Origin of the sequence: Paenibacillus thiaminolyticus (genome assembly GCF_007066085.1) — a bacterium.
GTDB lineage: Bacteria > Bacillota > Bacilli > Paenibacillales > Paenibacillaceae > Paenibacillus_B > Paenibacillus_B thiaminolyticus.
Genome location: NZ_CP041405.1, coordinates 3,104,404 through 3,130,000, shown reverse-complemented (window position 1 = coordinate 3,130,000; position 25,597 = coordinate 3,104,404). Strand labels below are relative to the sequence as shown.

Here is a 25,597-nt window from a genome sequence, read left to right as displayed (position 1 = left end):
CAGTTTGACTGGGGCGGTCGCCTCCTAAAGAGTAACGGAGGCGCCCCAAGGTTCCCTCAGAATGGTTGGAAATCATTCGAAGAGTGCAAAGGCAGAAGGGAGCTTGACTGCGAGACCTACAAGTCGAGCAGGGACGAAAGTCGGGCTTAGTGATCCGGTGGTACCGCATGGAAGGGCCATCGCTCAACGGATAAAAGCTACCCTGGGGATAACAGGCTTATCTCCCCCAAGAGTCCACATCGACGGGGAGGTTTGGCACCTCGATGTCGGCTCATCGCATCCTGGGGCTGAAGTAGGTCCCAAGGGTTGGGCTGTTCGCCCATTAAAGCGGTACGCGAGCTGGGTTCAGAACGTCGTGAGACAGTTCGGTCCCTATCTGTCGCGGGCGTAGGAAATTTGAGAGGAGCTGTCCTTAGTACGAGAGGACCGGGATGGACGTACCGCTGGTGTACCAGTTGTCTCGCCAGAGGCATAGCTGGGTAGCCAAGTACGGAAGGGATAAGCGCTGAAAGCATCTAAGCGTGAAGCCCCCCTCAAGATGAGATTTCCCACATTGGTAAGACCCTTGAAGACGACGAGGTAGATAGGTTGGAGGTGGAAGTGCAGCAATGCATGGAGCTGACCAATACTAATCGGTCGAGGGCTTATCCTAAGTAAGATGATTCGCAAGACAAACTTTCGCATTCAGTTTTTAAGGTACAATACCTTATCTGTTTGGTGGCGATAGCGGAGGGGTTCCACGCGTACCCATCCCGAACACGACCGTTAAGCCCTCCAGCGCCGATGGTACTTGGACCGCAGGGTCCTGGGAGAGTAGGACGCTGCCAAGCAGACAAAGACCACTGACTTTCTGTCGGTGGTTTTTTTATGTCCACAGTCATAGTTCCCGGGGCGAAGCGGAGTCGCCAGACGGGGCAGAGGCGATGCAGGGGAATGCGGTAACCGGTCGGACTGTCATCCTAGAGGCGTCGTCGCTTCCTGGGACTGAGCGTGTGGAGGACGAATTGCTGCATACATACAGTATTTTGTGCTGTCTGAGTCGATAAACGACGTAATTCCTGCAAATCTACATCATTTTACTCCCTTTTGCACCTAAGTCAAGCGAAACGGGGGAAATTGCTGCATTTTTGCAGGATTCCCTATTTGGTGAAGCCTTGCATAGGCAATTGCTGCGCTTTTGCAGGATTCCCATTTTCGAATAGGCGTGTCTGGCGAAATATTGCATTTTTGCAGGATTCGCACTAGCGATGTTACCCTTGCAGAGACTCCACGCCGTCTTCATATGACTGAAAATTCGTTGTACAGGTCATGCTAGCTCCAAGAAACTGTGTTTACTTTACTGGCCATACAAGACAAGGGTGTACAAGGCAATATAATGCAAGGTTATATAATGCATACGTGGAAGACCATATATGCACTGCCAACTGTGCAGGCGGTTCAGGCATACGGATATAGAGATACCACAGGTGACGTTGAGCGACAAGGCTTGCCGGGTTAGCATCACTTTTCGAGACCTTGCGAGAAGAAGTGAACTTTCGACGAGCAGTTAAGCGTAATTTGTCCACAAGTCAGACCAGACAGCGAAACGAATGTTGTCTCATAAGCCCAATCGCCAATAAATAAAGTTATCCACCTGTGAATATCTTTTTGGCCTGCAAAATCCTGCATGTTATCCTCATCATCCACATTTTAATACACAATATCCACGGAATGTTCACAAATATCATGTAAGATCATGCATTTTAACAACGGATATCCACAGCTTTGTGGAGAGCCAAATATCGAACGAGCGATCATCCTCAACTCAGGCGAGCAATATCCCCATACAAAAAAGCGGAGTCTTTGATGCGATCAAAGACTCCGCTTCGGATTGAACTTAATTTCCCTGCTTCTTCACATATCCCATCAGACCGTGCAAGGTCCTCACGAACTCATTGCCGGACATGCACCCTAAGGCGCCATATGCGCAGTCCATTTCATTATAAGATGTTACCCGATCTTTGCGGATGCTCGGGCCGTAGATCACGACCGGGACAGGCTCTCCCGTATGCTCCTTCACTTCACAAGGCGTTGAATGATCCGCGGCCAGAGCCAAGTAGACGTCGTCAGGCAGCTGCTCCGCGATCAGCCCGACCATCCGGTCGAATAATTCAAGGGTGAGTGCTTTTTTCAACGGGTCATTGTCATGTCCCATCAAATCAGGAGCCTTGAGATGGACGTAGACAATATCATGGCGGGCAATTTGCTCAAGCGCCAGCTTTGCTTTTAGTTCAACGTCAGTATCTATGCTGCCCGTCAGCCTGGCGTCGGTAATCGCTTCGAAGCCGGCCAGCTTGGCCACCCCGAGCACTGTGCTTTCCGCAGCGATGCAGCTGCCGCGGAACTTCATTGTCGTGGCGATGGGCTCCAATTGCGCCATTCTTCCCGCGCCTCGGGTCAGAATGAAGTTGGCAGGCGGATGTCCTTGCGCCATACGCTCCCGATTGATGGGATGCGAAGCAAGAATCGCATGGGCCTTTTTCATAAAAAGGTTAACGGCCATGGCGGTCCGCTTCGCTTCCGGCGTCTCATCCAGCGCTTCAACAGGGAGATAAGGTTGGCCGTCGTTCGGCGCTTTCGGATCGGAATCGCTGATCCGATCGCTAAGACCGGTACCGCGCAGAACGAGCACAGCCCGATGCTCCGTTGCCGGCTTGAAGTAAGCGCGGATGTCTTCAATGAGTTCCATCCCATCAAGCGCATCGGCAAGCCCTGCCGTGTTGTTGCGGATTCGCCCGGCACGGCGGTCCAGGACAACGCCCTCGTCATTAATCGTGGCGAAGTTGCATCGAAGCACGACATCTCCGGGCTCGACGTCCATACCGATGCCGAGCGCCTCAATGGGGCCGCGGCCCGGATAGTCCTCCGGCTGAAAGCCGAATAATATCATATGCCCCATATCGGTTCCAACGGGAATTCCCGATCCGATTAAATCGATCATGCCAGTGATTCCTTCCGCAGCCAACCGATCCAAATGAGGTGTATCGGCATATTCTAACGGTGTTTTATCATTTAAAAGCGGATGCGGGCGATCTCCCGATCCGTCTGCAATGGCCATAATTACTTTTCTGTATAGCATGGGCGCACTCCTCTATCATTTGCTTATCTGAACATGCTTATAATGAATATCCAAGAATTTGGAACCACGTAAATACGGACACACTAATGACGGTCGCACCGATAAAGCAGGTAACGATAGCATATTTCACCTGATCAAACACGCTGAAATATCCGGTTGAGAAATAAATGGTATTTACTTTTGAATGCGGCGGTAACGTAATCGTATAGGTTAACGTCATGGCGGAAGCCAGGGCAAGCGTAACCGGGTCCATCCCTAACGATTTGGCCAGCGCGATAAAAGCGGGAATCAGGATCGTGGTCCGTACCGTCTTGCTCGTGAATATTAAATGACTGTACATACTGATAAAGATAACGACGACATAGACGAGCATATGATTCATTTGTTCCAGGCCGAGACCGTAGACGACTTTGTTGATCATCCATTCGGCGCCCTTCGACTTCTCCAACGCATTCCCGACGGCATAAGCGCCTGCGGCAAAAATCATCAGATCCCATTTAATGTTGGCTTCCTTCCAAGTAAGCAATCCGATTCGCGGCAGCAGACAGAGCACGCCTGCAATGACCGCTGTCATGTATACACTAATTTCGAAGCCGAACAAGAATTTGTGATAATCTTCCGTCGCCCATAACAGAACCGTAAGCAAGAAGATTGTCATGGCCTTTTTCTCATCCAGCGAAAATTTATCCAGCTTCTTCAATTCATCTTTGAGCTTGGACATTGCGCCTTCGAACTCCGCCTCCCCTTTGAAGGAGAAGAGCTTGAGACCAACGAAGAACGTCAGCAGCATCGTAATGATGGCCGTTGGCATGGAGGCGGCGAGCCAATCCATATATCCGATTGAGCCTCCAGCTTGCTCGTTAATGAAGCCGACGGCAATGATGTTCGCAGCCGTCGCGGTCATCACTCCGGATGTGGCGATCGCATCGGCTTGTACCCCTTGCAGCATCATTAATTTGCCGAAATTGCTTTTTCCGGGAGTGGCCTTATAGATCTCCAACAAGATGAGACAGATCGGCACCATGAGTGTTGCCCGCGCTGTCGTCGATGGCACGAAGAACGCGAGGGCGAAGTTGATGAAAATTAAGACAAGCAATGTCTTCTTTGGCGTTTGTCCGAACCTGGTCACCATCCAGAGCGCAAACCTTCGCGCCAGATTGGACTTAATCATCGCGGAGGTAAGAATAAACGCGGACACCATGAGCCAAATGACATCAAATCCAAGCGTGCCGAAGGCCGTTTTCTCTTCAGCGGTACCGGATAAGCTCAGCACAATAATGGCGATCATGGAGGTTAAGTAAATCGGCAAGGCGCCGCTGACCCATAGTATAAGCGCACTGGCGAAGATTGCAATCGCTTTTTGCGCTTGCGGCTCCAAGCCTGCGGGCGTGGGCATGAGCATCAGAATGAGGAACACCAGGACGGCTAGCGGAATCCCTGCTTTTTTAAATATCGATTCAAAGCGACCTTTCTTCGCCACTGGTTTGTTCGGTTCTGTGGAATTGCCGTCTGACTTGAATGGCTTCATCGTCATGAAAACATCCTCCCAAAGTGATAAAAAATGATTGCGTTTTCATTATAACGGCGCCTATAATTATAAGACAATTTGATTGCATAATCGTATTCATAACATTTCGTTATAGTTATATCGGAGGAGGATGAGTCATGCGATGAATATCAACAAGCTCGAAACCTTCATTACGCTCTCTCATTGTTTAAATTTCACGGAGGCGGCGGAACGGCTCTACTGTTCTCAACCGGCGGTCAGCATGCAAATTCAAAGCTTGGAAGAGGACTTGGAGACGCGCCTGTTCGATCGAATCGGCAAAAAGCTGTACTTAACCAAACAAGGCGAGCTGTTCAAGCCCTACGCGGAACAGATCGTGAACTTGCTGCAAGCGGCCAAGGAGCATCTTCATCAAATGGAGGATATGTCAGCAGGGACCCTCTCCTTTGGCGCAAGCAACTTCGTTGGCGTCTATTTGCTTCCTTCCATGCTTGCTCAATATAAAGCGCAGTTCCCCAATATTAATATCAGCATGAAAATAACGTCGTCCCAACAGCTCACGCAGCTGCTGGAGTCCAACGGCGTGGAATTTCTCGTCTTATCGGATCATATTCCCATCGACGAGACCCGTTTTTATGCGAGCACGTTTCATCAAGATCATCTTGTATTTATTGCGCCGCCGCACCATCCATTGGCGCAGCAAGACATGTGCACCCTGCATGATCTCCAGCATGAGACCTTTCTGATGAAGCCGGATCATTCAGCGACAAGGCATTTTCTTGATCAAAAACTTGGGCAAGCGGGGATTGCCATCTCCAATACAATCGAAATCAGCAGCCTCGAGGGGATCAAGCAAGGTGTCATACACGGACTAGGCATTGCGGCGGTGTCCGGGCTTGCGGTGAAGCAGGAAATCGACAGCCGGTTGCTTGTCAAGATTCCGATGGAGGATGTAACCTTTGAACGGGGCATTCGTTATATTTTTCATAAAAACAAGCATCTATCCCCGGCGGCAAGACAGTTCATCGCCTTGCTGGATAGGGCCGCGCATCGATCCTAGGGCTTCGGATTTCCTTAATTCTTTGGTATGCAAGTTTAATATTGGTTCATTTTTGTTACACTAAATAAGGATGGGCGTATGAAGAATCCGCTTGAAAACACAAGAAAAAAGTGCTATCATAAAGTCAAGGTCAAAGAAAGTCAAAGTCAGACTTAATTTGACAAAAACCCATTGTTTTTGTCATCTCCGAATAAGTAACAGTCAATAATGGTTAAAGCTAATATAGAGAGATATGGACGCAAAGGAGGGCAGAAGATGCGCAATATTTCCGATTTGATTGAGCAGCATTTGAAAATTATGCTGATCGATAGTCCGGAAGGCGCCGTGGAGATTCAGCGGAATGATCTCGCAGAGCAGTTCTCCTGTGTTCCTTCCCAGATTAACTATGTGATCAGCACTCGCTTCACCTTGGAGAAGGGATATGTTGTGGAGAGCAAGCGAGGCGGCGGCGGTTATATCCGCATTCAGCGGATTGAGCTTCCGGCTCAGCGGGCGATTCATGCCCATCTATGCGAATCGATTGGCAATCGGATCGGGCAAGAGGCAGCGGAAGGGCTCATCTATCAACTGGAAGAAGCGAGCGTCATTTCCCGGCGGGAAGCGATTCTGCTGCGGGCGGCCGTATCACGCGACAATCTGGCGGTGAAGCTGCCCTATCGGGACGAGATCCGCGCCCGTCTCCTGCGTGCGATGCTGCTCGGGCTGCTAAGCAAGCACTAGCGCATGCCGCCATTATTTTAACCCGGGAAGCAGGCGCCAGTCGGACTGCCGATCCCTTTACTATAATTTGAACCCACGAGGATAAGGAGGAGAATGGCCATGATGTGTCAACAATGCGGTCAGAAGCCGGCTACACTGCACTTTACGAAAATCATAAACGGGCAGAAGACGGAATTTCACATCTGTGAATCATGTGCTCGTGAGAAAGGCGAATGGATACCGGGCACGGCTAACGGCTTCTCCATCCATAATTTGCTGTCAGGATTGTTGGACTTCGATCTGTCCGGCGGAGCCGCCCAGGGAAGCGGCGACTACGGTGGGCAGAAGCCCCAAGCGATGCGCTGCGAGAAATGCGGGCTGACCTACTCTCAGTTCGGCAAGCTGGGCCGGTTCGGGTGTGACGAATGCTACTCCTTCTTCGGCAACCGTCTTGATCCGCTGTTGAAGCGGGTTCATGGCAATACGGTCCATACCGGCAAAATTCCGAAGCGCGGCGGCGGGCGCATCCAACGCAAGCGTGAGCTGGATGAATTGAAGTTCGAGCTTCAGAAGAGCATTGCGCAGGAAGAATTCGAACGGGCGGCGCAGCTGCGCGACCGTATTCGGCAGCTGGAGAAGGAAGGGAGCGAAGGGGGCCCTGACTCGCCTGTTCAGCATGGCTAACCCCCTGAACGATATCATGATAACGACGAATGATCGGCAAGGTGAAAGGAGATGACGAAATGGCCCAACGCCAATTCATGGAGCATGCGATAAGTGACTGGATGCGCGGAACGGGACCGGACTCCGAGATCGTCATCAGCAGCCGCATCCGCGTAGCGCGCAACCTATGCGGCGTGCCGTTCCCGCTGCTTGCGACGAATCAGCAATCGGCCGAAGTGCTGAACCAGCTGACCGCGGTCATCGAGCAGCCGGAGATGTCGGGCTTCCATACGTCTTTCCATCGATGGAACCTGGCGGAACTAAGCGATCTGGAGAAGCAGGTGCTGATTGAGAAGCATTTGATCTCGCCGACCCTCGTGAATGAATCGCGGAACGGGGCGGTCATTCTGAGCGAGGATGAGTCTATCAGCATTATGCTGAACGAGGAAGACCATCTTCGCATTCAATGCTTGTACCCAGGGCTGCAGATTCGGGAAGCGTGGGAGCAGGCCAGCCGTATCGACGATGTGTTCGAGGCGCATGTCGATTATGCATTCGATGAGAAGCGGGGGTACTTGACCAGCTGCCCGACCAATGTGGGCACGGGGATCCGGGCCTCCGTCATGATGCATTTGCCGGCCCTCGTCATGACCCAGCAGATTAACCGCATTTTGCAGGCGGTCAACCAGGTGGGGCTGGCGGTGCGCGGCATCTACGGCGAAGGCAGCGAGGCGATAGGCAATCTGTTCCAGGTGTCGAATCAGATTACGCTTGGCCAATCGGAAGCCGAGATTATCGACAGCTTGTACAGCGTCGTAAAGCAAATCATCGGGCATGAGAAGGCGGCGCGCGAACAGCTGCTGGAGAACAACCGCATGCGCCTGACGGATCGCATCTGCCGATCCTACGGGATATTGAAGCACGCGGCGATAATGGATTCCAAGGAAGCGGCCCAACGGCTGTCGGATATCCGGCTCGGTTCGGATCTGATTATTTTGAACCATCTTGATCCTTCCGATTTCAATGAACTGCTTGTGATGACACAGCCAGGCTTCCTTCAGCATATATACAAGAAATCATTGTCTACGGAAGAACGCGACATGTATCGGGCAAGACTGATACGCGACAAATTAAGCAAATCAAAGACGACCAATGGAGGTGCTTGAATATGATGTTCGGAAGATTTACGGAACGTGCCCAGAAAGTATTGGCATTGGCTCAGGAAGAAGCCGTGCGTCTCGGACATAACAATATCGGAACCGAGCATATTTTGCTTGGCCTGATCCGGGAAGGCGAAGGCATTGCCGCCAAGGCGCTCGTCGCGCTCGGCCTCGGTCTGGAGAAGATTCAGGACGAAGTGGAATCCCTCATTGGCCGCGGGCAGGAGCAGCCGACCAACATCGCCTACACCCCACGCGCCAAAAAAGTCATTGAGCTGTCCATGGATGAAGCCCGCAAGCTGGGCCATACGTATGTGGGTACGGAACATATTTTGCTTGGCCTCATTCGTGAAGGCGAAGGCGTAGCGGCCCGTGTGTTGAACAACCTCGGCATCAGCCTGAACAAGGCGCGCCAGCAGGTGCTGCAGCTGCTGGGCAGCAGTGAAGCGGTATCCAGCCATCATGGCCAATCACAAAATGTGAGCACGCCGACGCTGGACGGTCTGGCACGCGACCTGACGGCTGCCGCCAAGGAAGGCAATCTCGACCCGGTCATCGGCCGCAGCAAAGAGATTGAGCGCGTCATCCAGGTGCTGAGCCGCCGGACGAAGAACAATCCGGTCCTCATCGGGGAGCCGGGCGTCGGGAAGACCGCGGTAGCGGAAGGGCTCGCTCAGAAGATTATCAACAATGAGATTCCGGAGACGCTGCGCGACAAGCGCGTCATGACGCTCGATATGGGATCTGTCGTGGCCGGCACGAAGTACCGGGGTGAATTCGAGGATCGGTTGAAAAAAATTATGGATGAGATCCGCCAGGCGGGCAATATCATCCTGTTCATCGACGAGCTGCACACGCTCATCGGCGCGGGCGGAGCGGAAGGCGCCATCGATGCGTCCAACATTTTGAAGCCGGCGCTGGCCCGGGGCGAGCTGCAATGCATCGGGGCGACGACCTTGGATGAGTACCGCAAATATATCGAGAAGGATGCCGCGCTGGAGCGCCGCTTCCAACCGATTACCGTCGATCAGCCGACGCTTGAAGAGACGATTCAGATTTTGAAAGGGCTGCGGGATCGCTATGAAGCGCATCACCGCGTCAAAATTAGCGATGAAGCGATTGAGCAGGCCGTGAAGCTGTCCGACCGCTATATTACGGATCGCTTCCTGCCGGACAAAGCAATCGACCTGATTGACGAGGCAGGGTCCAAAGTACGCTTGAATTCCTACACGGTACCGCCAAATCTGAAGGAACTGGAAGCTCGTCTGGACGACATCCGCAAGGAGAAGGACGCTTCCGTGCAGAGCCAGGAATTCGAGAAAGCGGCAGCGCTTCGCGATACGGAGCAGAAGATGCGCGAGGAGCTGGATTCGGTGCGGAACCAGTGGAAGGAAAAGCAGGGCCGCATGGATTCCGAGGTAACGCCGGAAGATATCGCCCAGATCGTCTCCAGTTGGACCGGCGTGCCGGTCGTGAAGCTGAAGGAAGAAGAGACGCAGCGTCTTCTCAATATGGAAGAGGTCCTGCATGAGCGCGTCATTGGCCAGGACGAAGCGGTCAAGGCGGTCAGCCGGGCGATTCGCCGGGCACGGGCAGGCTTGAAGGATCCGAAGCGCCCGATGGGCTCGTTCATCTTCCTCGGCCCGACCGGGGTCGGGAAGACGGAATTGGCCCGCGCGCTGGCGGAGTCGCTCTTCGGCGACGAGAATGCGGTCATCCGCATCGATATGTCCGAGTATATGGAGAAGCATTCGACCGCCCGCTTGGTCGGAGCGCCTCCGGGATATGTCGGTTATGAAGAAGGCGGCCAGCTGACCGAGAAGGTGCGCCGCAAGCCATACTCCGTCGTGCTGCTCGATGAGATCGAGAAGGCGCACCCGGAAGTATTCAATATCTTGCTGCAGGTGCTGGAGGACGGACGCCTGACCGATTCCAAGGGACGGGTCGTCGACTTCCGCAACACGCTCATCATTCTCACTTCGAATGTCGGCGCAGAGGCGATCAAGCGCAATACGACGCTGGGCTTCACCTCCTCCGACAACAATGAGCGCGACTACAACAATATGAAAGACAAAGTGATGGCGGAATTGAAGAAGAGCTTCCGTCCGGAGTTCCTGAACCGGATCGACGAGATTATCGTCTTCCACTCGCTGGAAGAGAAGCATATTGCCGAGATCGTAACGCTGATGGCCGAGGAACTGCGCAAGCGGCTTAAGGAGCAGGAGGTCGATTTCCAATTGACCGATGCGGCCAAGGCGTTCCTGGCCAAGGAAGGCTACGATCCGGCCTACGGAGCGCGTCCGCTCCGCCGGGCGATTCAGAAGCATATCGAAGATCGCCTGTCCGAGGAATTGCTGAAGGGCGACATTGAGAAAGGTGATTCCGTCACGATCGACGAACAGGACGGCAACCTGGTCGTGCTGCGCACTACGCCGACCAAGGCCTGACATTTTCATAGAATGGATCCATCCAAGCGCATCTCTTCCTCCGGGAGGAGATGCGTTTTTTTCATGAAATGCGAAAGTCCTTTCGCCCCCTACTTAAAAATGGTAAACTTAAAGGTAATGTACAATCTTCGGCAATAGCCAGTAAAAATTTGTCACGCTTTATCTTTGTATCGCGTTATGCCGATAAACCTAATATAGATGTGGCAACCTATACAATGATGCGTCAGTAGGAGTGTCGGCTGATATGGCCAAAGTAAAAACCAAGTTTTTCTGTACGGATTGCGGATATGAATCGCCGAAATGGATGGGCAAATGCCCGGGCTGCGGCGAGTGGAACACGATGGTGGAGGAGCGGGAGACGGTCGTTAAGACGGCGGGCGTCCACACATCCTTCATTGGGACGAAAGAAAAACCGCAATCGATCATACAAATAGAAAGTAAACAGGAAGCGCGCCTGTCCACGACGATTGACGAATTGAACCGTGTGCTCGGCGGCGGCCTGGTGCCGGGCTCGCTCATCCTCGTGGGCGGTGACCCGGGCATCGGCAAATCGACGCTGCTGCTCCAGGCGTCCAATGCGCTGGCAGTCAGCGGCTTGAAGGTGCTGTATGTGTCTGGCGAGGAATCGACGCGCCAGACGAAGCTGCGCGCCGACCGGCTCGGGGTGCTGTCCGAGCGTCTGTTCGTCCTGAGCGAGACGAATTTGCAGTATATCGAAGAGGCGATCGAGGCCATGAGCCCCGATTTTCTCGTCATCGACTCGATCCAGACGGTATATCAGCCGTCGGTCGAATCGGCTCCCGGTAGCGTGGCTCAAGTTCGCGAATGCACAAGCGTGTGCATGCGCATTGCGAAGGGAAGAGGCATCGCGACCGTTCTCGTCGGCCATGTGACGAAGGAAGGAGCCATTGCCGGCCCCCGCATGCTGGAGCATATGGTGGACTGCGTGCTTTATTTCGAAGGCGAGCGCCATCATTCGTACCGCATCCTGCGGGCCGTGAAGAACCGCTTCGGTTCCACGAACGAGATCGGCATCTTCGAGATGACGGAAGGCGGCTTGACGGAAGTGAAGAATCCGTCAGAGATGTTCCTTCAGGAACGCCCGCTTGGCGTCTCCGGTTCGACGGTCGTCGCCAGCTTGGAAGGGACGCGCCCGGTTCTTGTCGAGATGCAGGCGCTCGTGTCGGCGACGAACTTCCCTTCGCCGCGGAGAATGTCGACGGGAATCGATCATCAGCGGTTGTCGCTCATCATTGCCGTGCTGGAGAAGCGCATGGGCATGTTCCTTCAGAACCAGGACGCCTATGTGAATGTGGCCGGCGGGCTGAAGCTCGATGAGCCAGCGGTCGATCTCGCCATTGCAGTCGCCTTGGCGTCGAGCTTCCGCGATATGCCGACCCAGGCGTATGACGTCGTCTTCGGCGAAGTGGGACTGACAGGAGAAGTGCGCGCGGTGTCCCGTGCGGAGCAGCGCGTGAAGGAAGCCGAGAAGCTGGGCTTCAAGCGGATTATTTTGCCAGAGAAAAGCCTGCGGGGATGGACCCCTTCTGGACATATTGAGATAGTGGGCGTAAATACGGTAGCGGAAGCATTGACCGCAGCGTTAGGTTAGGGGGCTTAGATATAGAATGAAGGACAGTCAGCAGGATATTATGAACGATCTGTTGCGCATGGTGGCGCCGGGCACTCCGTTCCGCGACGGACTGGAGAACGTGCTCCGGGCGAAGACAGGCGCGCTTATCGTCGTCGGCTACAGCCCGGAAGTGATGGAGGTCGTCGATGGCGGCTTTTCCATCAACAGCGATTTCTCGCCGAGCTACTTGTATGAGTTGGCCAAGATGGACGGCGCGATCATTTTGAGCGAAGACGTGAAGCGGATCCTGTATGCGAACACGCAGCTGATCCCGGATTCCTCCATCCCGTCGATTGAGACGGGGATTCGCCACCGCACGGCGGAGCGGGTCGCGAAGCAGACGGGCAAGCTGGTCGTCTCGATCTCCCAGCGCCGCAATATTATTACCCTGTATCAAGGCAGCCTCCGCTATGCGCTGAAGGAGATCGGCGTTATCCTGACGAAGGCGAATCAGGCGATACAGACCTTGGAGAAATATCGAGCCGTGCTCGTTCAGGGAATGACGAACTTGACCGCTTCCGAGTTCGAGGAGCAAGTGACGTTGTACGATGTCGTCAATGTTTTGCAACGGATCGAGATGGTATTACGTATTAAAATGGAGATAAAGCGTTACATCAACGAGCTGGGAACGGAAGGCCGTCTCATCAGCATGCAGTTGGAAGAGCTCGTCAGCAATACGGAGGAGGATGCGTGGCTGCTGCTCAAGGACTATGCCCGCGACAACGGGGATGACAAAGTCCGCGATATCCTCGTTCAGCTGAAGAAGAGCACGGCCGACGAACTGCTGGACGCGCATCATCTGATTCGGCTGCTCGGTTACCCGACGACAAGCGCAATTCAGGATGAATCCGTGTCGCCACGCGGTTACCGCGTGTTGAGCAAGATTCCTCGCTTGCCGAACGTCATCATACAGAACCTGGTGGACACGTTCCAATACTTGCCTCACGTCATGATGGCTACGATTGAAGAACTGGACGACGTGGACGGAATTGGCGAAGTGCGTGCACGCGCTATCAAGGAAGGGCTCAAGCGCATTCAGGAGCAGGTATTCATTGACAGGCAAATTTGATTTTCCTACAATGAAAAGATGAACGTTGGGCATAGTAAAATTAGAGGTGAACCTATGATTACAAAGTCCATTCCGAGCTTGTTTACCGTTGGTAACCTGTTCCTCGGAATCATTTCCATCATGCTTGCGTTTCATAATAATTATGATTTGGCTGCTCTCATGATTATCATCGCAATGCTGCTGGATGGTCTCGACGGCCGCGTGGCCCGGGCCTTGAACGCGCAGAGCGAATTCGGCAAAGAGCTTGATTCCTTGTCCGATGTCATTTCCTTCGGTGTGGCGCCGGCATTTATTATGTACGTTGTAGCTTTTAGCGATATGACTCCAGCATTGGGATGGGTAGTGACCGCCATCTTCCCGATCTGCGGGGCGCTCCGGCTGGCCCGCTTCAATGTGAAGGCAGGCATTCCGGGTTACTTCATCGGCTTGCCGATTCCGGCTGCAGGCGGTGTGGCCTGCACCTTGGCGCTGTTCCATGAAAGTATTCCGGCACCGTATCTCATCATCGCCATGCTTTTGTTATCGTACTTAATGGTTAGCACCGTGAAATACCCGAATTTCAAAAAGGTCGGCATTTCCAAAAAAGCGCTCTGGCTGACGCCTTTCGTCATCGCGGCAGCTGTCGGCATCGCGCTCTGGAAGCCGGAGCAGACGCCGAAGCTTATTTTCGTGCCGCTGGTCCTGTACGCTCTGCTCGGCTTAAAAAAAAACGTTAGGATGCTGAACCGGCGTCGAGGCAAGCAGCGTGATTCGGAAGAATGGGTCCGCTCGAAGCATTCGTAACGGCATCCTGCACTTGCTATCGTTCATGATATTATACGGAAGAAGCCCTCTCCATTGGCGGAGAGGGCTTTTTCGCGTGCCTGAACACAAAAACAGCCGCGGCTGCGGCTGCTTCTTCAAGACAAGTTAAAGATACCGAGCGTATCGCACCGGCTGGATTCCTGCTTCACCACATCGTCAAGGCTGATGTCGAGGAGGTTGCACAGAGCCGACATATAGAACAGATGCTTGCCCAGTTCGTGCTTCACGATATCTTTGCAATTTTCGCATAAATGGCCGTGTACATGGCTTTCGAGGGACTGGCGAGCTTCCTCCACGTCCATCTCTGCCTTATAAGGCTGACGCTTGGCATGAAGCTCCAGGCATCCGCATTCAGTGATTGCTTTCGTAACGGCACGGTTAACCGAGGCGTCGGACTGGCCGTACTTGGACAGAATGTCCAACAGGCTCCGGTGTCGCAGTACAAGATCGGCTACTTGCTCTTGGAGCGCTTGCAAATTGGGAGTACTCATTTCCATCCACCTCTATTCTTGATATGATGCGGCACACAGGCCGCATGAATCGCTCACAACACGGTTTCATGTCCATTATACGTCTCTGAATTACCATATTTCAACTTGGACAGGCAGGAAAATATGGAAATCAACGATTAGGAGCCGGGAGCTTGGGCCATAATTGTAAGGAAATCGATTGAAAGTGAGGAGGTGGACGCACATGTTCAAACGTTGGTTTACCGGAATAGCGGGCCTTATCGGCGCCTGGGCCGGTTGGGAGCTCCATGGCTATTGGTATGCCCAGACCATGGGCTTCACGGGATTGGTGAATCCGGGACTATCTGCCGGCCGGCTCACATGGGCGTTAGGCGGGGCATTTTGCTTATTCGTAATCAGTCGTGTACTTTATATGCCGTTGGCAAAAAGCTGGAATGGATGGCGGGAGCGCATCGCGCTCGTGTCCACAGGAACCTTGGTTACGGGCACGGCCGGCGCCTTCGCCGGAATCTGCTTCGGCGCGCTGCTGACGCCGCTGCTGCGTGAATTCGGAAGCGGCGGGCTGATGCTGTCGGCCGTACTATTGGTGCTGTTCGCCAGCGCGGGCGTGCAGATCGCGCTGATGAAGCAGCAGGATATGGCGGAATGGATCGCCGCCCTGCCATGGCTGAGCGAGCCGGTGCCGGAGGAAGAAGAGGTTCGTTTCGAAGAGCATAAAATATTGGACACGAGTGTCATCATCGACGGCCGCATCGCCGATATCTGCAAGACAGGATTTATTGAAGGGACGATCGTGATCCCGGAATTCGTGCTGGAAGAGCTGCAGCATATCGCTGATTCGTCGGACCTGCTGAAGCGGAACCGCGGCCGGAGAGGCTTGGATATTTTGAATAAGATCCAGAAAGAACTGGAAGTGAAGGTGCTGATCTACGAAGGAGACTTCGAGGAAATCTCCGAGGTGGACAGCAAGCTGGTGAAGCTGGCCAAAGTGTTGAAAGGCAAAGTGGTCACGAACGACTTCAACTTGAATAAAGTATGCGAGCTGCAGGGCGTGTCGGTTCTGAACATCAACGACCTGGCCAATGCGGTCAAGCCGGTCGTCTTGCCTGGCGAGGAGATCGTCGTCCAGGTCATCAAGGACGGCAAGGAGCATGGCCAAGGCGTCGCTTATCTGGATGACGGCACGATGATCGTCGTCGAAGGCGGACGCGAGTATATCGGCATGACGATGGAGGTGCTCGTGACGAGCGTACTGCAGACGTCGGCCGGACGCATGATTTTTGCCAAGCCGAAACTGTTGGAAAAAGCCCAATAAACAGGTATGATGGGAAGAGCACCATCATGGAGGTTGACAGGGATGGAACAGGGCTTTGGAGTGGTTATCGTGGCGGCCGGCAGAGGATCGCGCATGGGCGCCGCCGAGAGCAAGCAATATTTACCGCTGCTGGACAAGCCGGTCATTATACATACGCTGGAGCGGTTCCAGACGATGCCGGCATGCGAAGCCATCGTCTGGGTCGTCTCCCCGGAGGATACGGCCCGCTGCGCCGCTTGGCAGGAGGAGTGCGGCTTGGACAAGGTCCGGGCTATCGTCGCCGGCGGCGCGGAGCGGCAGCATTCCGTGTACGCCGGGCTCCAGGCGGTCCGGGCGCTAGGCCTGGACTATGTGTTGATTCACGACGGCGTGCGGCCATTCGTGGAGACGGACAGCGTAGAGGCATGCTATCGGGCTGCCAGAGAGCATGGGGCGGCCGTCCTGGCCGTGCCGGTGAAGGATACGATTAAGCAGGTGAACGGAGGCGTCATTACGGCGACGCCGGACCGACGCAGCTTGTGGGCGATTCAGACCCCACAGGCTTTTCGTCTTGCCGACGTGATGGCGGCGCATGAACAGGCCGCTAAGGACGGATTCATCGGCACCGACGATGCGATGCTGGTGGAGCGGGCCGGGATGCAGGTCCGCATCGTGGAAGGGGAATACACGAATGTGAAGCTGACGACGCCCGACGATCTGGAATGGGCGTCCTGGTGGCTCGCCCGCCGCGCAGCACGGTCAGGGGAAGAGCGGTAAAAAAGAAGGGTACAAAGAAGGGTAAAAAGAGCGGCAACAACGGATGGAACGACGAAGGGAGAGGCAGAACATGATACGAGTGGGACAAGGCTTCGATGTCCACCAATTGGTGGAAGGCCGTCCTTGCATTATCGGAGGCGTGCATATTCCGTATGACAAGGGGCTGCTGGGGCACTCCGATGCGGACGTGCTGCTGCATACGGTCAGCGACGCGGTGCTCGGGGCGCTCGGGCTGGGCGATATCGGCAAGCACTTCCCGGATACGGACGAAGCATATAAGGACGCAGACAGCAGCGTCCTGCTGGAGAAGGTATGGGCGCTGGCGAAGGAGCGGGGCTACCGGCTCGGCAACCTCGACTGCACGATTATCGCGCAGAAGCCGAAGATGCTGCCGTATGTGCCGGAGATGGCCGCCAATCTGGCGCGTCTCCTGGAAGCGGACGTGTCGCAGATCAACGTCAAGGCGACGACCACCGAGCAGCTCGGCTTCACGGGCCGGGGGGAAGGCATCGCGGCGCAAGCGGTTGTGTGCTTATTTCACGTTTCGCAGTGATATGGTATCATTATTGGATAGATCAAGACTAGGCAATGTGTCCGGAGGGGAATCCTAATGAGCAACGACATTCGTGTCCGCTATGCGCCAAGTCCGACAGGACATCTGCATATCGGCAATGCGCGCACGGCATTATTCAACTATTTATTCGCACGTCATCAAGGCGGGGAATTCATCATCCGCATCGAGGATACGGACGTGAAGCGCAATGTGGAAGGCGGCGAAGAGAATCAGTTCAAGTATATGCAATGGCTCGGCATGGATTGGGACGAGAGCGTCGATGTCGGCGGAGAATACGGGCCGTATCGTCAGACTGAGCGTCTCGATATTTATAACAAGCATGTGGACGAGCTGCTGGAGCGCGGTCTCGCCTACCACTGTTACTGTACCGAGCAGGAACTGGAGGCGGATCGGGAAGCGCAGATGGCGCGAGGGGAGACGCCGAAGTACGCTGGTACTTGCCGCCATCTGACGGCAGAGGACCGGGCGCGCTTGGAAGCGGAAGGCCGCCAGCCGAGCATCCGCTTCGCGGTGCCGGAGCAGCGCTCCTATACGTTCCACGATCTCGTCAAGGGCGAGATTACGTTCGAGTCCGAGACGACCGGCGACTGGGTCATCGTGAAGAAGGACGGCATCCCGACCTACAACTTTGCCGTCGTGCTCGATGATTACTTGATGCGCATCTCGCATGTGCTGCGCGGCGAAGATCATATCACGAATACGCTGCGCCAATTGATGATCTACGAAGCATTCGGGTGGGAAGCACCGGTATTCGGGCATATGACGCTCATCGTGAACGAGAACCGGAAGAAGCTGAGCAAGCGGGACGAGTCGATCATCCAGTTCATGGAGCAATACGAGCAGCTCGGCTATTTGCCGGAAGCGATGCTGAACTTCATCGCGCTGCTTGGCTGGTCGCCGGAAGGGGAAGAGGAGATTTTCTCCCGCGAGGAGTTGATTCGGATCTTCGATGCGAACCGGCTGTCGAAGAGTCCGGCCGTATTTGACACGAACAAATTGGCTCACTTGAATAACGTATACATGAAGCAGGCGGATCCGGAGCGGATTGCGGCGCTCGCCATCCCGCACTTGCAGAAGGCGGGACGCCTGCCGGAGGCGCTGAGCGAAGAGCAGCATGCTTGGGCGAAGGCGCTCGTGAAGCTGTATCAGGAGCAGATGACCTGCGCTTCGGACATCGTTGAGCTGTCGGAGATGTTCTTCCGCGATGAGCTGGCGATAGACGAAGAGGCGAAGGCCATCCTCGAGGAGCCGCAGGTTCCGGCGGTGCTGCAGGCGCTGCACGCCAAGCTCGAAGCGGCGGACGCGTGGGACGCCGACATGGTCAAGGCTGCATTGAAGGAAGTGCAGAAGGAGACCGGCGCCAAGGGCAAAGGGCTGTTCATGCCGGTCCGCGTTGCCGTATCCGGCCAGATGCATGGACGGGATCTGAACGAGACGATCGTGCTGCTCGGCAAAGAGACGGTTCTGAACCGTCTCCGCCAAGGCGCGTAGGCGGCCGTCAGCGGCTGAGCCAGCGGTCTGTCAGCGCCTAGGCGTGTAGCTGCGGAACCGCCACTGCGAGGAGCGCAGATGTGAGGCCGCCTTGGCCAAGTGGCATACCTGCGGGCCGTCGCGGCCAGGAGGCATCACCTGCGAGCTGTCGCGGCTATGTGGCATAGTGCAGGCCGTCTCGGCCAAGGGGCATAACTGTCGACCGCCCCTAAGGGGCCAACTTCTTATTGTCAGCCGGCGGACCGATCCGATATACTGAGAAGCATCAGGATAGTTGGGATGTTAGGAAAGGCAATAATCTAAGGTGGACGATAAGAAGTCGAATCATCCAAAAAGGCGTTGAACGGGAGAGCGTCAGCGATACTGAACCGCACAGAGAGAACGACCGGGCAGGACGCGGCAGACAAGACAGCCGAAGCCTGCAGGCTGCAAGTCGTTCCGGTTCGCGGCTGGCGCGTTGCGCCCGGAAGCTCCGTCCTTGAGCGTGCATCGGGCACGGGTAGGGGGCGGCGGGTTGTCCGCGTTACGGGACAGTGAAGATGGATAGCGATATTCGTTGGCGTGGCCAAATCCTGCAATGGGGCTGCAGGCGCCTAATCGCTGTCTATGCAGAGTGGAACCGCGCCTTGCGCCTCTGCAGCCGATGCCGGCTGCGGAGGCGTTTTTTGTATGAAGGACTTGAAGGGGCCTCGGTCTGCTTATAATCTGTAGACTGGCAACGTTTTTGGACGGCCGTCAATCCTGCAAAAACGCAGCAATTTTTCACCTCGGAGCGGGAATGAGCGTGAAATGCTGCAAAAGTGCAGTTTTTTTGCTAATCAGACGACTTTTTGAGCAAGAACAGCGAGAATTCCTGTAGATTTGCAGGATTCATTAGGCCGTCCAACGGTGTTGATGAAAATCATGTAATTTTGCAGTATTTTGGAGTACGTATTGGAGTATGCGTTTAAAGTAAATGTTTGAAGTATACGCTTGAGGTACGCGATTGAAGACACGATTGCAGAACACGATCGAAGTACGCGATCGAAGTACACGCTTGAAAACGAGCTTGAAGTACACGATCGAAGACGCGTTTAAAGTACCCAATTGAAGTGCCCGAGTGGTACACACGATCGAACTACACGATCGAACTACACGATCGAACTACACGATCGAACTACACGTTTGAACTACACGATTGGAGAACACGTTTTAGGTCCGCGTTTGAAGTACACGGATGCGGGAAAATCGTGTTCTCCGGCCACCGCATTTATGAACGAATCAAGCCGACTGAGAAAAGGGGGACGGGTCATGCGACGCATCTATCGAAGAATGCAATCCGATATCCGGGCCGTATTCGAGAACGACCCGGCGGCACGCAGCCGATTTGAAGTCATCTTTACGTACTCCGGCCTGCACGCGATCTGGGCGCATCTGGTGGCGCACTGGTTCTATAAACACCGTTGGTTCACGCTCGCCCGCATCATCTCCCAGGTGAGCCGCTTCATAACGGGCATCGAGATTCATCCCGGCGCCCGCATCGGGGAACGGCTGTTCATCGACCACGGCATGGGCGTCGTTATCGGCGAGACCTGCGAGATCGGGAACGATGTCGTCATCTATCAAGGGGTCACGCTCGGCGGAACCGGCAAGGAGAAGGGCAAGCGCCACCCGACGATAGGCAACAACGTCGTCATCGCCTCCGGGGCCAAGGTGCTTGGTTCGTTCAAGGTGGGCGATAATTCCAACATCGGCGCCAACTCCGTCGTCCTGCGGGAGGTGCCGGCCAACTGTACAGTCGTTGGCATCCCGGGACGGATCGTGAAGCAGGACGGTGTCCGTGTCGACCGGCTCAACCATGCCCAGCTGCCGGATCCGGTCATCGACATGCTGCGCGGGATGCAGCGGGAGATCGATGCGCTGCGCACCGAGCTGGAGCAACAGAAGCAAGAGACGGCAGCCCTTCGCGAGGGCTCCGCGAAAATTGCTCAACGTCAATAGCCCGTAGGGGCATATGAACAGGGAGGTTAACTCAACATGACGCTTCAGATTTACAACACGATGACGCGCCGCAAAGAAACATTCGAGCCGATCCATCCGGATAAGGTGAACATGTATGTGTGCGGCCCGACCGTGTACGATTATATTCATATCGGAAATGCCAGGCCCCAGATCGTATTCGATGTGGTGCGGCGCTATTTGGAACAGATCGGTTATGAGGTGAACTATGTCGTGAACTTCACCGATGTCGATGATCGCCTCATCCGCAAGTCGATCGAGCTGGGCGAGCCCGTGCCTGTCATCGCGGAAAAGTTCATCCAGGCGTTCTACGAGGATATCGACGGCATCGGCGTCCGCCGGGCGACGCACAACCCGCGCGTGCTCGATCATATCGAGGAAATTATCGCCTTCATCGCGAATCTGGTGGAGGAAGGCTATGCCTATGAATCCGGCAAGGATGTCTATTTCCGCACGAACCGCTTCGCCGAATACGGCAAGCTGTCCCATCAGAACCTGGAGGAGCTGCAGCACGGCATCCGGGTCGAGGTCGACGAGCGGAAGGAGAATCCGGAAGACTTCGTGCTCTGGAAGGCGGCGAAGCCGGGGGAGATCTCGTGGCCGAGCCCGTGGGGCGAGGGCCGTCCGGGCTGGCATATCGAATGCTCCGCCATGGCACGCAAATTCCTGGGAGATACGCTGGACATTCACGGCGGAGGCCAGGATCTGCAGTTCCCGCATCATGAATGCGAAGTGGCGCAATCCGAATCGCTCACCGGCAAGCCGCTCGCGAATATTTGGATGCATAACGGGTACATTCATATCAACAACGAAAAAATGTCGAAATCGCTCGGCAACGGCGTGATCGTCAAGGAACTCCGCGCGCGCTACAAGATGGAGGCGATTCGCTACTTCATCCTCGCCACCCATTACCGCAACCCGCTGAATTTCAGCGAGGAAGCGATGATGCAGGCCGAGAAGAGCGTAGGCCGCATCGTCAATGCGGTCCAGAATCTTCGCCATCTGCTCAAGTCGGCGGAGGACGCGGCGGAGCGGGAGCCGGACGAAGCTTTGCAGCAGAAGCTGGCCGGCATCCTCGATACGTTCGACGCGAAGATGCAGGAGGACTTCAATACGGCTGATGCGATTACGGCCGTGTTCGATTGGGTTAACCTGGCGAACAGCACGATGCAGCAGGGAACCCAGGACGAGCGGCAGACGGCGAATCTGCAAGCGCTGCTCGATGCGGTCGAGGCGATGAACAACGTGCTCGGGCTCGTCCCGGAGCAGGAGGAAGAGGATCTGCTTGACGAGGAGATCGACCGCCTGATTCAAGAGCGCACGGACGCGCGCAAGGCGAAGAACTGGGCGCGCGCGGATGAGATTCGCGATATGCTGACCGCCGAGGGCATTATCCTGGAAGATACGCCGCAAGGCATCCGTTGGCGCCGCAAATGAGGGAGCCGCGGGTGCATCCGAATGCAAAGAACGGAGCAATAGACGTGATGAATGACAATGAGGAACAGGGAATGGAGATAGAGCGCCCGGGCGGCGCAGAGGCGGGGGGAATGTGGCTGTTCCCTTACCCGCCGGCGAAGGAGCCGAAGCTGCTGCCGCCGATCGCTTTGGCGTATATGGGCGATGCGGTCTATGAGATGGCGATTCGGCAGTATCTCATCTCGCTGCCGAATCATCGGCCGCATGTGCTGCACCGGCAGGCGACACGCTATGTGTCGGCCAAGTCGCAGGCGCGGGCGCTTGGGCGACTGGCGCCGCAGCTGACGCCGGAGGAGGCGGACATCGTCCGCCAGGGGCGCAACGCTAAGTCTGCGGTGCCGAAGAGCGCCAATGTGAATGAGTACCGCCAGGCGACAGCGCTAGAGGCGCTGTTCGGCTACTTGTACTTAAGCGGCCGGAGCGACCGCATTCGGGAGTTGGCCGAGATTGTTGTGCAGGCGCCGGAAGAGGAGCAAGCGCCGGCACAGACGGAGCAGCCGGGGAATCCGGAAGCACTGGGCTTGGCTGAGCGGCCGGAGAAGCGGGATTGACGGATCCGGACACAGGCATCATACACCTAAGTCCGGACAATCCAGGACAAGTTCGGATAAGCCGATTGAACGGCAAGAGGAAGCAACATTACGGGAGGCAGCATAGATATGGAAGAATACATTGCCGGGAAGCACTCGGTCACCGAGGCGCTCCGCTCCGGCCGTACCATTCATAAAGTATGGATTGCGGACAACGCGCAGAAGCATCTGACGCAGCCGATTATCGCGGAGGCGAAGAAGGCGGGCGTCATCGTTCAGACCGCGGACAAGCGCAAGCTGGATCAGATGGCGGAAGGCGTGCAGCATCAAGGAGTCGTCGCCCAGGTAGCCGCTTATGGCTACGTGGAGGTGGACGATATTCTCGCCCGGGCGGAGGCGAAGGGGGAGACGCCGTTCCTCCTGGTCCTCGACGAGATCGAGGATCCGCATAATCTCGGATCGATTCTGCGGACCGCAGACTGTACGGGAGTGCACGGCGTCATCATTCCGAAGCGCCGTTCCGTTGGCTTGACCGCCACCGTCTCCAAGACATCCGCCGGCGCCGTAGAGTATGTGCCGGTCGCGCGGGTAACGAATCTGGCGCAGACGATGGAGCAGTTGAAGGAGCGGGGCATCTGGCTCGTCGGAACGGATGTGTCCGCGACCCAGGACCTGTACGAGACCGATCTGTTCACGATGCCGCTTGCGCTGGTTATCGGGAACGAGAGCAAGGGCATGGGCCGCCTCGTCAAGCAGACCTGCGATGCGCTGCTGAAGCTTCCGATGGCCGGACAGATCAATTCGTTAAATGCGTCGGTCGCCGCCGGGATATTTATGTATGAGGTCGTGCGCCGGCGCCGCGGCTGAGAATGCGGCAGCAAGATTGGCGTGACGTGCTGCTGGTGGACGGCTATAATATGATCGGCGCGTGGCATGAGCTGAAGCAGTTGGCCGACCGGAGGCTCGAGGATGCGCGTGACCGCCTGCTGGACAACCTGGCGGAGTACCAGGCGTATTCCGGCAGGCGGGTCATTGCCGTGTTTGACGCCTACCGCGTCCCCGGTCTGGGAGCCACCTACACACAGGGCAAGATCGAAGTTTACTTCACGAAGGAGAAGGAAACGGCGGACGAATGCATCGAGCGTCTCGTCAAGGAGCTCTCCCATCGCCGGCGCCAGATCTATGTGGCGACCTCGGATATGACCGAGCAGCGCGTCGTTCTCGGCCTCGGCGCGCTGCGCATATCGGCCCGCGAGCTTCGGCTCATCGTGGAGCAATCGAGGCGCGAGGTGGAGAGCCGGATTCGCGAGCATGCCTCGCAGCCGGTGAAGCGCAATCCGCTGGAAGGGAAGCTCAGCCTGGACCAATTGCTGAAGCTCGAACGGATGCGCCGGGGGGAAAAAGATTAGCACAATTTGTCGAATAGCTGGAATTCCGCGCCGGATAAGGCTTTCCTTGGTTGACGGTGTGAGATAGATTCATATATACTGAATCTATCATTTGTGATGTAACGGTGAATTGCGTTGCAGGCCGGAGGGATTGCTAGTGAGTGTTGACCTCAGAGCATTGAGCACCCCCTGTCCGTACGAACGGTTGTCGGATGAACATCTCGTCGACGCAGTTCGTGAGGGAGACAGCGAAGCGCTAGAATATTTAATTAACAAGTACCGTAATTTCGTACGTGCGAAGGCACGCTCTTATTTTTTGATAGGAGCCGATCGCGAAGATATCGTACAAGAAGGTATGATCGGATTATATAAGTCAATCCGGGATTTCAAGGGCGATAAGTTGGCTTCATTCAAGGCGTTTGCCGAACTGTGCATCACGAGGCAGATCATTACCGCAATCAAGACGGCAACGCGCCAGAAGCACATTCCATTGAACTCCTATGTATCCTTGGACAAGCCGATCTATGATGAGGATTCGGACCGGACGCTTCTTGATATTATCGGAGGCTCCCGCGTGTCGGATCCCGAAGAGCTGATTATCAATCAGGAAGAATTCGTCGGACTGGAAGACAAGATGGCCGAGATTTTGAGCGATCTTGAGCGCAGAGTGCTAATGTTGTATTTGGATGGACGATCCTATCAGGAGATTGCCGTTGATCTGGATCGCCATGTCAAGTCGATAGACAACGCCCTCCAGCGCGTCAAGCGCAAGCTGGAGCGCTATCTGGAACTGCGGGACGGCGACGGAGAAGAGTAGACGAAGTGTCCGTGGAATGCCTAAGACAGTGTTCAAAAAGGCTGATTTTCAGCACCGAGAAGGTTGCTTGAACTCGAAGACAGAGCAGCGGGATGCAGGTGAGGCTGCATGAGCAGTTATTAATGTTCCCGCAGGAACTTACGCAGGAAACATATTTCGAGAGCATACACTCTTCGAGAGTGAATGCGAGATTCGATGTCCAGTTACCTGTCAGAGTACTTCGTGATCCCAAGCGGACTTTTTGAACAGCCTCGAGAGGAGAAGGTCGGACGCTTTCTTTTTTGCCCAATCTGCCCCTTCTGCTGAACGCCCCTATCGCATGTCTGTCGATTGCCTCATCGTCACAGGTTTAGATTTGCAGAGATTCCACAATAATGAATAATAGTCGATTTCGAGAGAGCGGATTTACCGGCAAGCAGCTGTTCTACGGCATAGCAAGGAAGCCCTGCGAACCCCACAGCAGCGCTATCTTTTCATTGACTTCAATTGACCCTTGTGATAAAGTGTTTTAGGTAGGCCTAAATATGCGTACGTATTACTGAGTAAGCTTGGCTTATTCAGCTTGCGGGAACGGAAGCTCCCTGTCATCGGGCAGGAGGGCGTATCCGTATTCGTTAGACTA

At 55.1% G+C, this 25,597-nt stretch carries 21 protein-coding genes and 2 rRNA genes (1 of these 23 cut by a window edge); 20 read left to right on the top strand and 3 right to left on the bottom strand.

From position 1 onward, the window contains the following. Together FLT43_RS14125 and rrf are read left to right on the top strand one after the other, a co-directional pair. Positions 1-652, top strand: a 23S ribosomal RNA gene (locus tag FLT43_RS14125) (it extends 2,269 nt beyond the left edge of the window). Between the two features lie 61 nt (positions 653-713). Then, a 5S ribosomal RNA gene (gene rrf, locus FLT43_RS14120) occupies positions 714-830 on the top strand. Between the two features lie 1,046 nt (positions 831-1,876). On the opposite strand, the gene apgM is transcribed toward rrf, so the two are convergent. Next, positions 1,877-3,118: a 2,3-bisphosphoglycerate-independent phosphoglycerate mutase gene (gene apgM / locus FLT43_RS14115; RefSeq protein WP_087444201.1), complete on the bottom strand. Its 1,242-nt coding sequence runs from the start codon at positions 3,116-3,118 to the stop codon at positions 1,877-1,879. Positions 3,119-3,155: 37 nt separating this feature from the next. Next, positions 3,156-4,652, bottom strand: coding sequence for an SLC13 family permease (locus FLT43_RS14110; RefSeq protein WP_208620097.1), 1,497 nt, complete (start codon positions 4,650-4,652; stop codon positions 3,156-3,158). Positions 4,653-4,788: 136 nt separating this feature from the next. Between FLT43_RS14110 and FLT43_RS14105 the strand changes: the two genes are divergently transcribed. From FLT43_RS14105 to pssA, 8 genes are all read left to right on the top strand, one after another. Then, positions 4,789-5,685 (top strand): LysR family transcriptional regulator, encoded by an 897-nt coding sequence (locus FLT43_RS14105; protein WP_087444202.1) that lies wholly within the window; start codon positions 4,789-4,791, stop codon positions 5,683-5,685. A 255-nt stretch (positions 5,686-5,940) separates the two neighbouring features. Continuing rightward, a complete protein-coding gene (locus FLT43_RS14100; RefSeq protein ID WP_087444203.1) occupies positions 5,941-6,405 on the top strand; it encodes a CtsR family transcriptional regulator in 465 nt (154 codons plus the stop codon). 99 nt (positions 6,406-6,504) lie between these two features. Continuing rightward, a complete protein-coding gene (locus FLT43_RS14095) occupies positions 6,505-7,068 on the top strand; it encodes a protein-arginine kinase activator protein McsA (protein WP_087444204.1) in 564 nt (187 codons plus the stop codon). A 59-nt stretch (positions 7,069-7,127) separates the two neighbouring features. After that, complete coding sequence (locus FLT43_RS14090) at positions 7,128-8,213, top strand: protein-arginine kinase McsB (RefSeq protein ID WP_087444205.1); 1,086 nt, start codon at positions 7,128-7,130, stop codon at positions 8,211-8,213. A 2-nt stretch (positions 8,214-8,215) separates the two neighbouring features. Next, positions 8,216-10,654, top strand: coding sequence for an ATP-dependent protease ATP-binding subunit ClpC (clpC, locus tag FLT43_RS14085; RefSeq protein ID WP_087444206.1), 2,439 nt, complete (start codon positions 8,216-8,218; stop codon positions 10,652-10,654). Positions 10,655-10,898: 244 nt separating this feature from the next. After that, a complete protein-coding gene (gene radA, locus FLT43_RS14080; protein WP_087444207.1) occupies positions 10,899-12,266 on the top strand; it encodes a DNA repair protein RadA in 1,368 nt (455 codons plus the stop codon). A gap of 16 nt (positions 12,267-12,282) precedes the next feature. Next, on the top strand, positions 12,283-13,356 hold the full coding sequence (gene disA / locus FLT43_RS14075; RefSeq protein ID WP_087444208.1) for a DNA integrity scanning diadenylate cyclase DisA: 1,074 nt from the start codon (positions 12,283-12,285) through the stop codon (positions 13,354-13,356). 54 nt (positions 13,357-13,410) lie between these two features. Further along, on the top strand, positions 13,411-14,139 hold the full coding sequence (pssA, locus tag FLT43_RS14070; RefSeq protein WP_087444209.1) for a CDP-diacylglycerol--serine O-phosphatidyltransferase: 729 nt from the start codon (positions 13,411-13,413) through the stop codon (positions 14,137-14,139). Positions 14,140-14,255: 116 nt separating this feature from the next. Here pssA and FLT43_RS14065 read toward each other — a convergent pair whose 3' ends face one another. After that, positions 14,256-14,651, bottom strand: a complete 396-nt coding sequence (locus FLT43_RS14065) for a nucleoside triphosphate pyrophosphohydrolase family protein (protein ID WP_087444210.1) — start codon at positions 14,649-14,651, stop codon at positions 14,256-14,258. A 202-nt stretch (positions 14,652-14,853) separates the two neighbouring features. Here FLT43_RS14065 and FLT43_RS14060 point away from each other — a divergent pair, with 202 nt between their 5' ends. From FLT43_RS14060 to sigH, 10 genes are all read left to right on the top strand, one after another. Then, positions 14,854-15,945: a PIN/TRAM domain-containing protein gene (locus FLT43_RS14060; RefSeq protein WP_087444211.1), complete on the top strand. Its 1,092-nt coding sequence runs from the start codon at positions 14,854-14,856 to the stop codon at positions 15,943-15,945. Positions 15,946-15,987: 42 nt separating this feature from the next. Beyond that, positions 15,988-16,701 (top strand): 2-C-methyl-D-erythritol 4-phosphate cytidylyltransferase, encoded by a 714-nt coding sequence (ispD, locus tag FLT43_RS14055; protein ID WP_087444212.1) that lies wholly within the window; start codon positions 15,988-15,990, stop codon positions 16,699-16,701. Positions 16,702-16,771: 70 nt separating this feature from the next. Then, the gene (gene ispF, locus FLT43_RS14050) at positions 16,772-17,254 is read left to right on the top strand and encodes a 2-C-methyl-D-erythritol 2,4-cyclodiphosphate synthase (RefSeq protein ID WP_087444213.1); all 483 of its coding nucleotides are present in this window, start codon (positions 16,772-16,774) and stop codon (positions 17,252-17,254) included. Between the two features lie 57 nt (positions 17,255-17,311). Beyond that, the gene (gltX, locus tag FLT43_RS14045) at positions 17,312-18,766 is read left to right on the top strand and encodes a glutamate--tRNA ligase (RefSeq protein WP_087444214.1); all 1,455 of its coding nucleotides are present in this window, start codon (positions 17,312-17,314) and stop codon (positions 18,764-18,766) included. Positions 18,767-20,056: 1,290 nt separating this feature from the next. Beyond that, positions 20,057-20,746, top strand: a complete 690-nt coding sequence (gene cysE / locus FLT43_RS14040) for a serine O-acetyltransferase (protein ID WP_087444215.1) — start codon at positions 20,057-20,059, stop codon at positions 20,744-20,746. A gap of 36 nt (positions 20,747-20,782) precedes the next feature. Continuing rightward, positions 20,783-22,201, top strand: coding sequence for a cysteine--tRNA ligase (gene cysS / locus FLT43_RS14035; RefSeq protein ID WP_087444216.1), 1,419 nt, complete (start codon positions 20,783-20,785; stop codon positions 22,199-22,201). Between the two features lie 47 nt (positions 22,202-22,248). Then, the gene (locus tag FLT43_RS14030) at positions 22,249-22,791 is read left to right on the top strand and encodes a Mini-ribonuclease 3 (protein WP_174818177.1); all 543 of its coding nucleotides are present in this window, start codon (positions 22,249-22,251) and stop codon (positions 22,789-22,791) included. A 108-nt stretch (positions 22,792-22,899) separates the two neighbouring features. Further along, positions 22,900-23,637: a 23S rRNA (guanosine(2251)-2'-O)-methyltransferase RlmB gene (gene rlmB / locus FLT43_RS14025; protein ID WP_087444217.1), complete on the top strand. Its 738-nt coding sequence runs from the start codon at positions 22,900-22,902 to the stop codon at positions 23,635-23,637. Between the two features lie 2 nt (positions 23,638-23,639). Further along, the gene (locus tag FLT43_RS14020) at positions 23,640-24,179 is read left to right on the top strand and encodes an NYN domain-containing protein (RefSeq protein ID WP_087444218.1); all 540 of its coding nucleotides are present in this window, start codon (positions 23,640-23,642) and stop codon (positions 24,177-24,179) included. Between the two features lie 136 nt (positions 24,180-24,315). Beyond that, entirely contained in the window at positions 24,316-24,975 is a 660-nt protein-coding gene (sigH, locus tag FLT43_RS14015) for an RNA polymerase sporulation sigma factor SigH (protein ID WP_087444219.1), read from the top strand. Positions 24,976-25,597 lie beyond the last annotated feature (622 nt).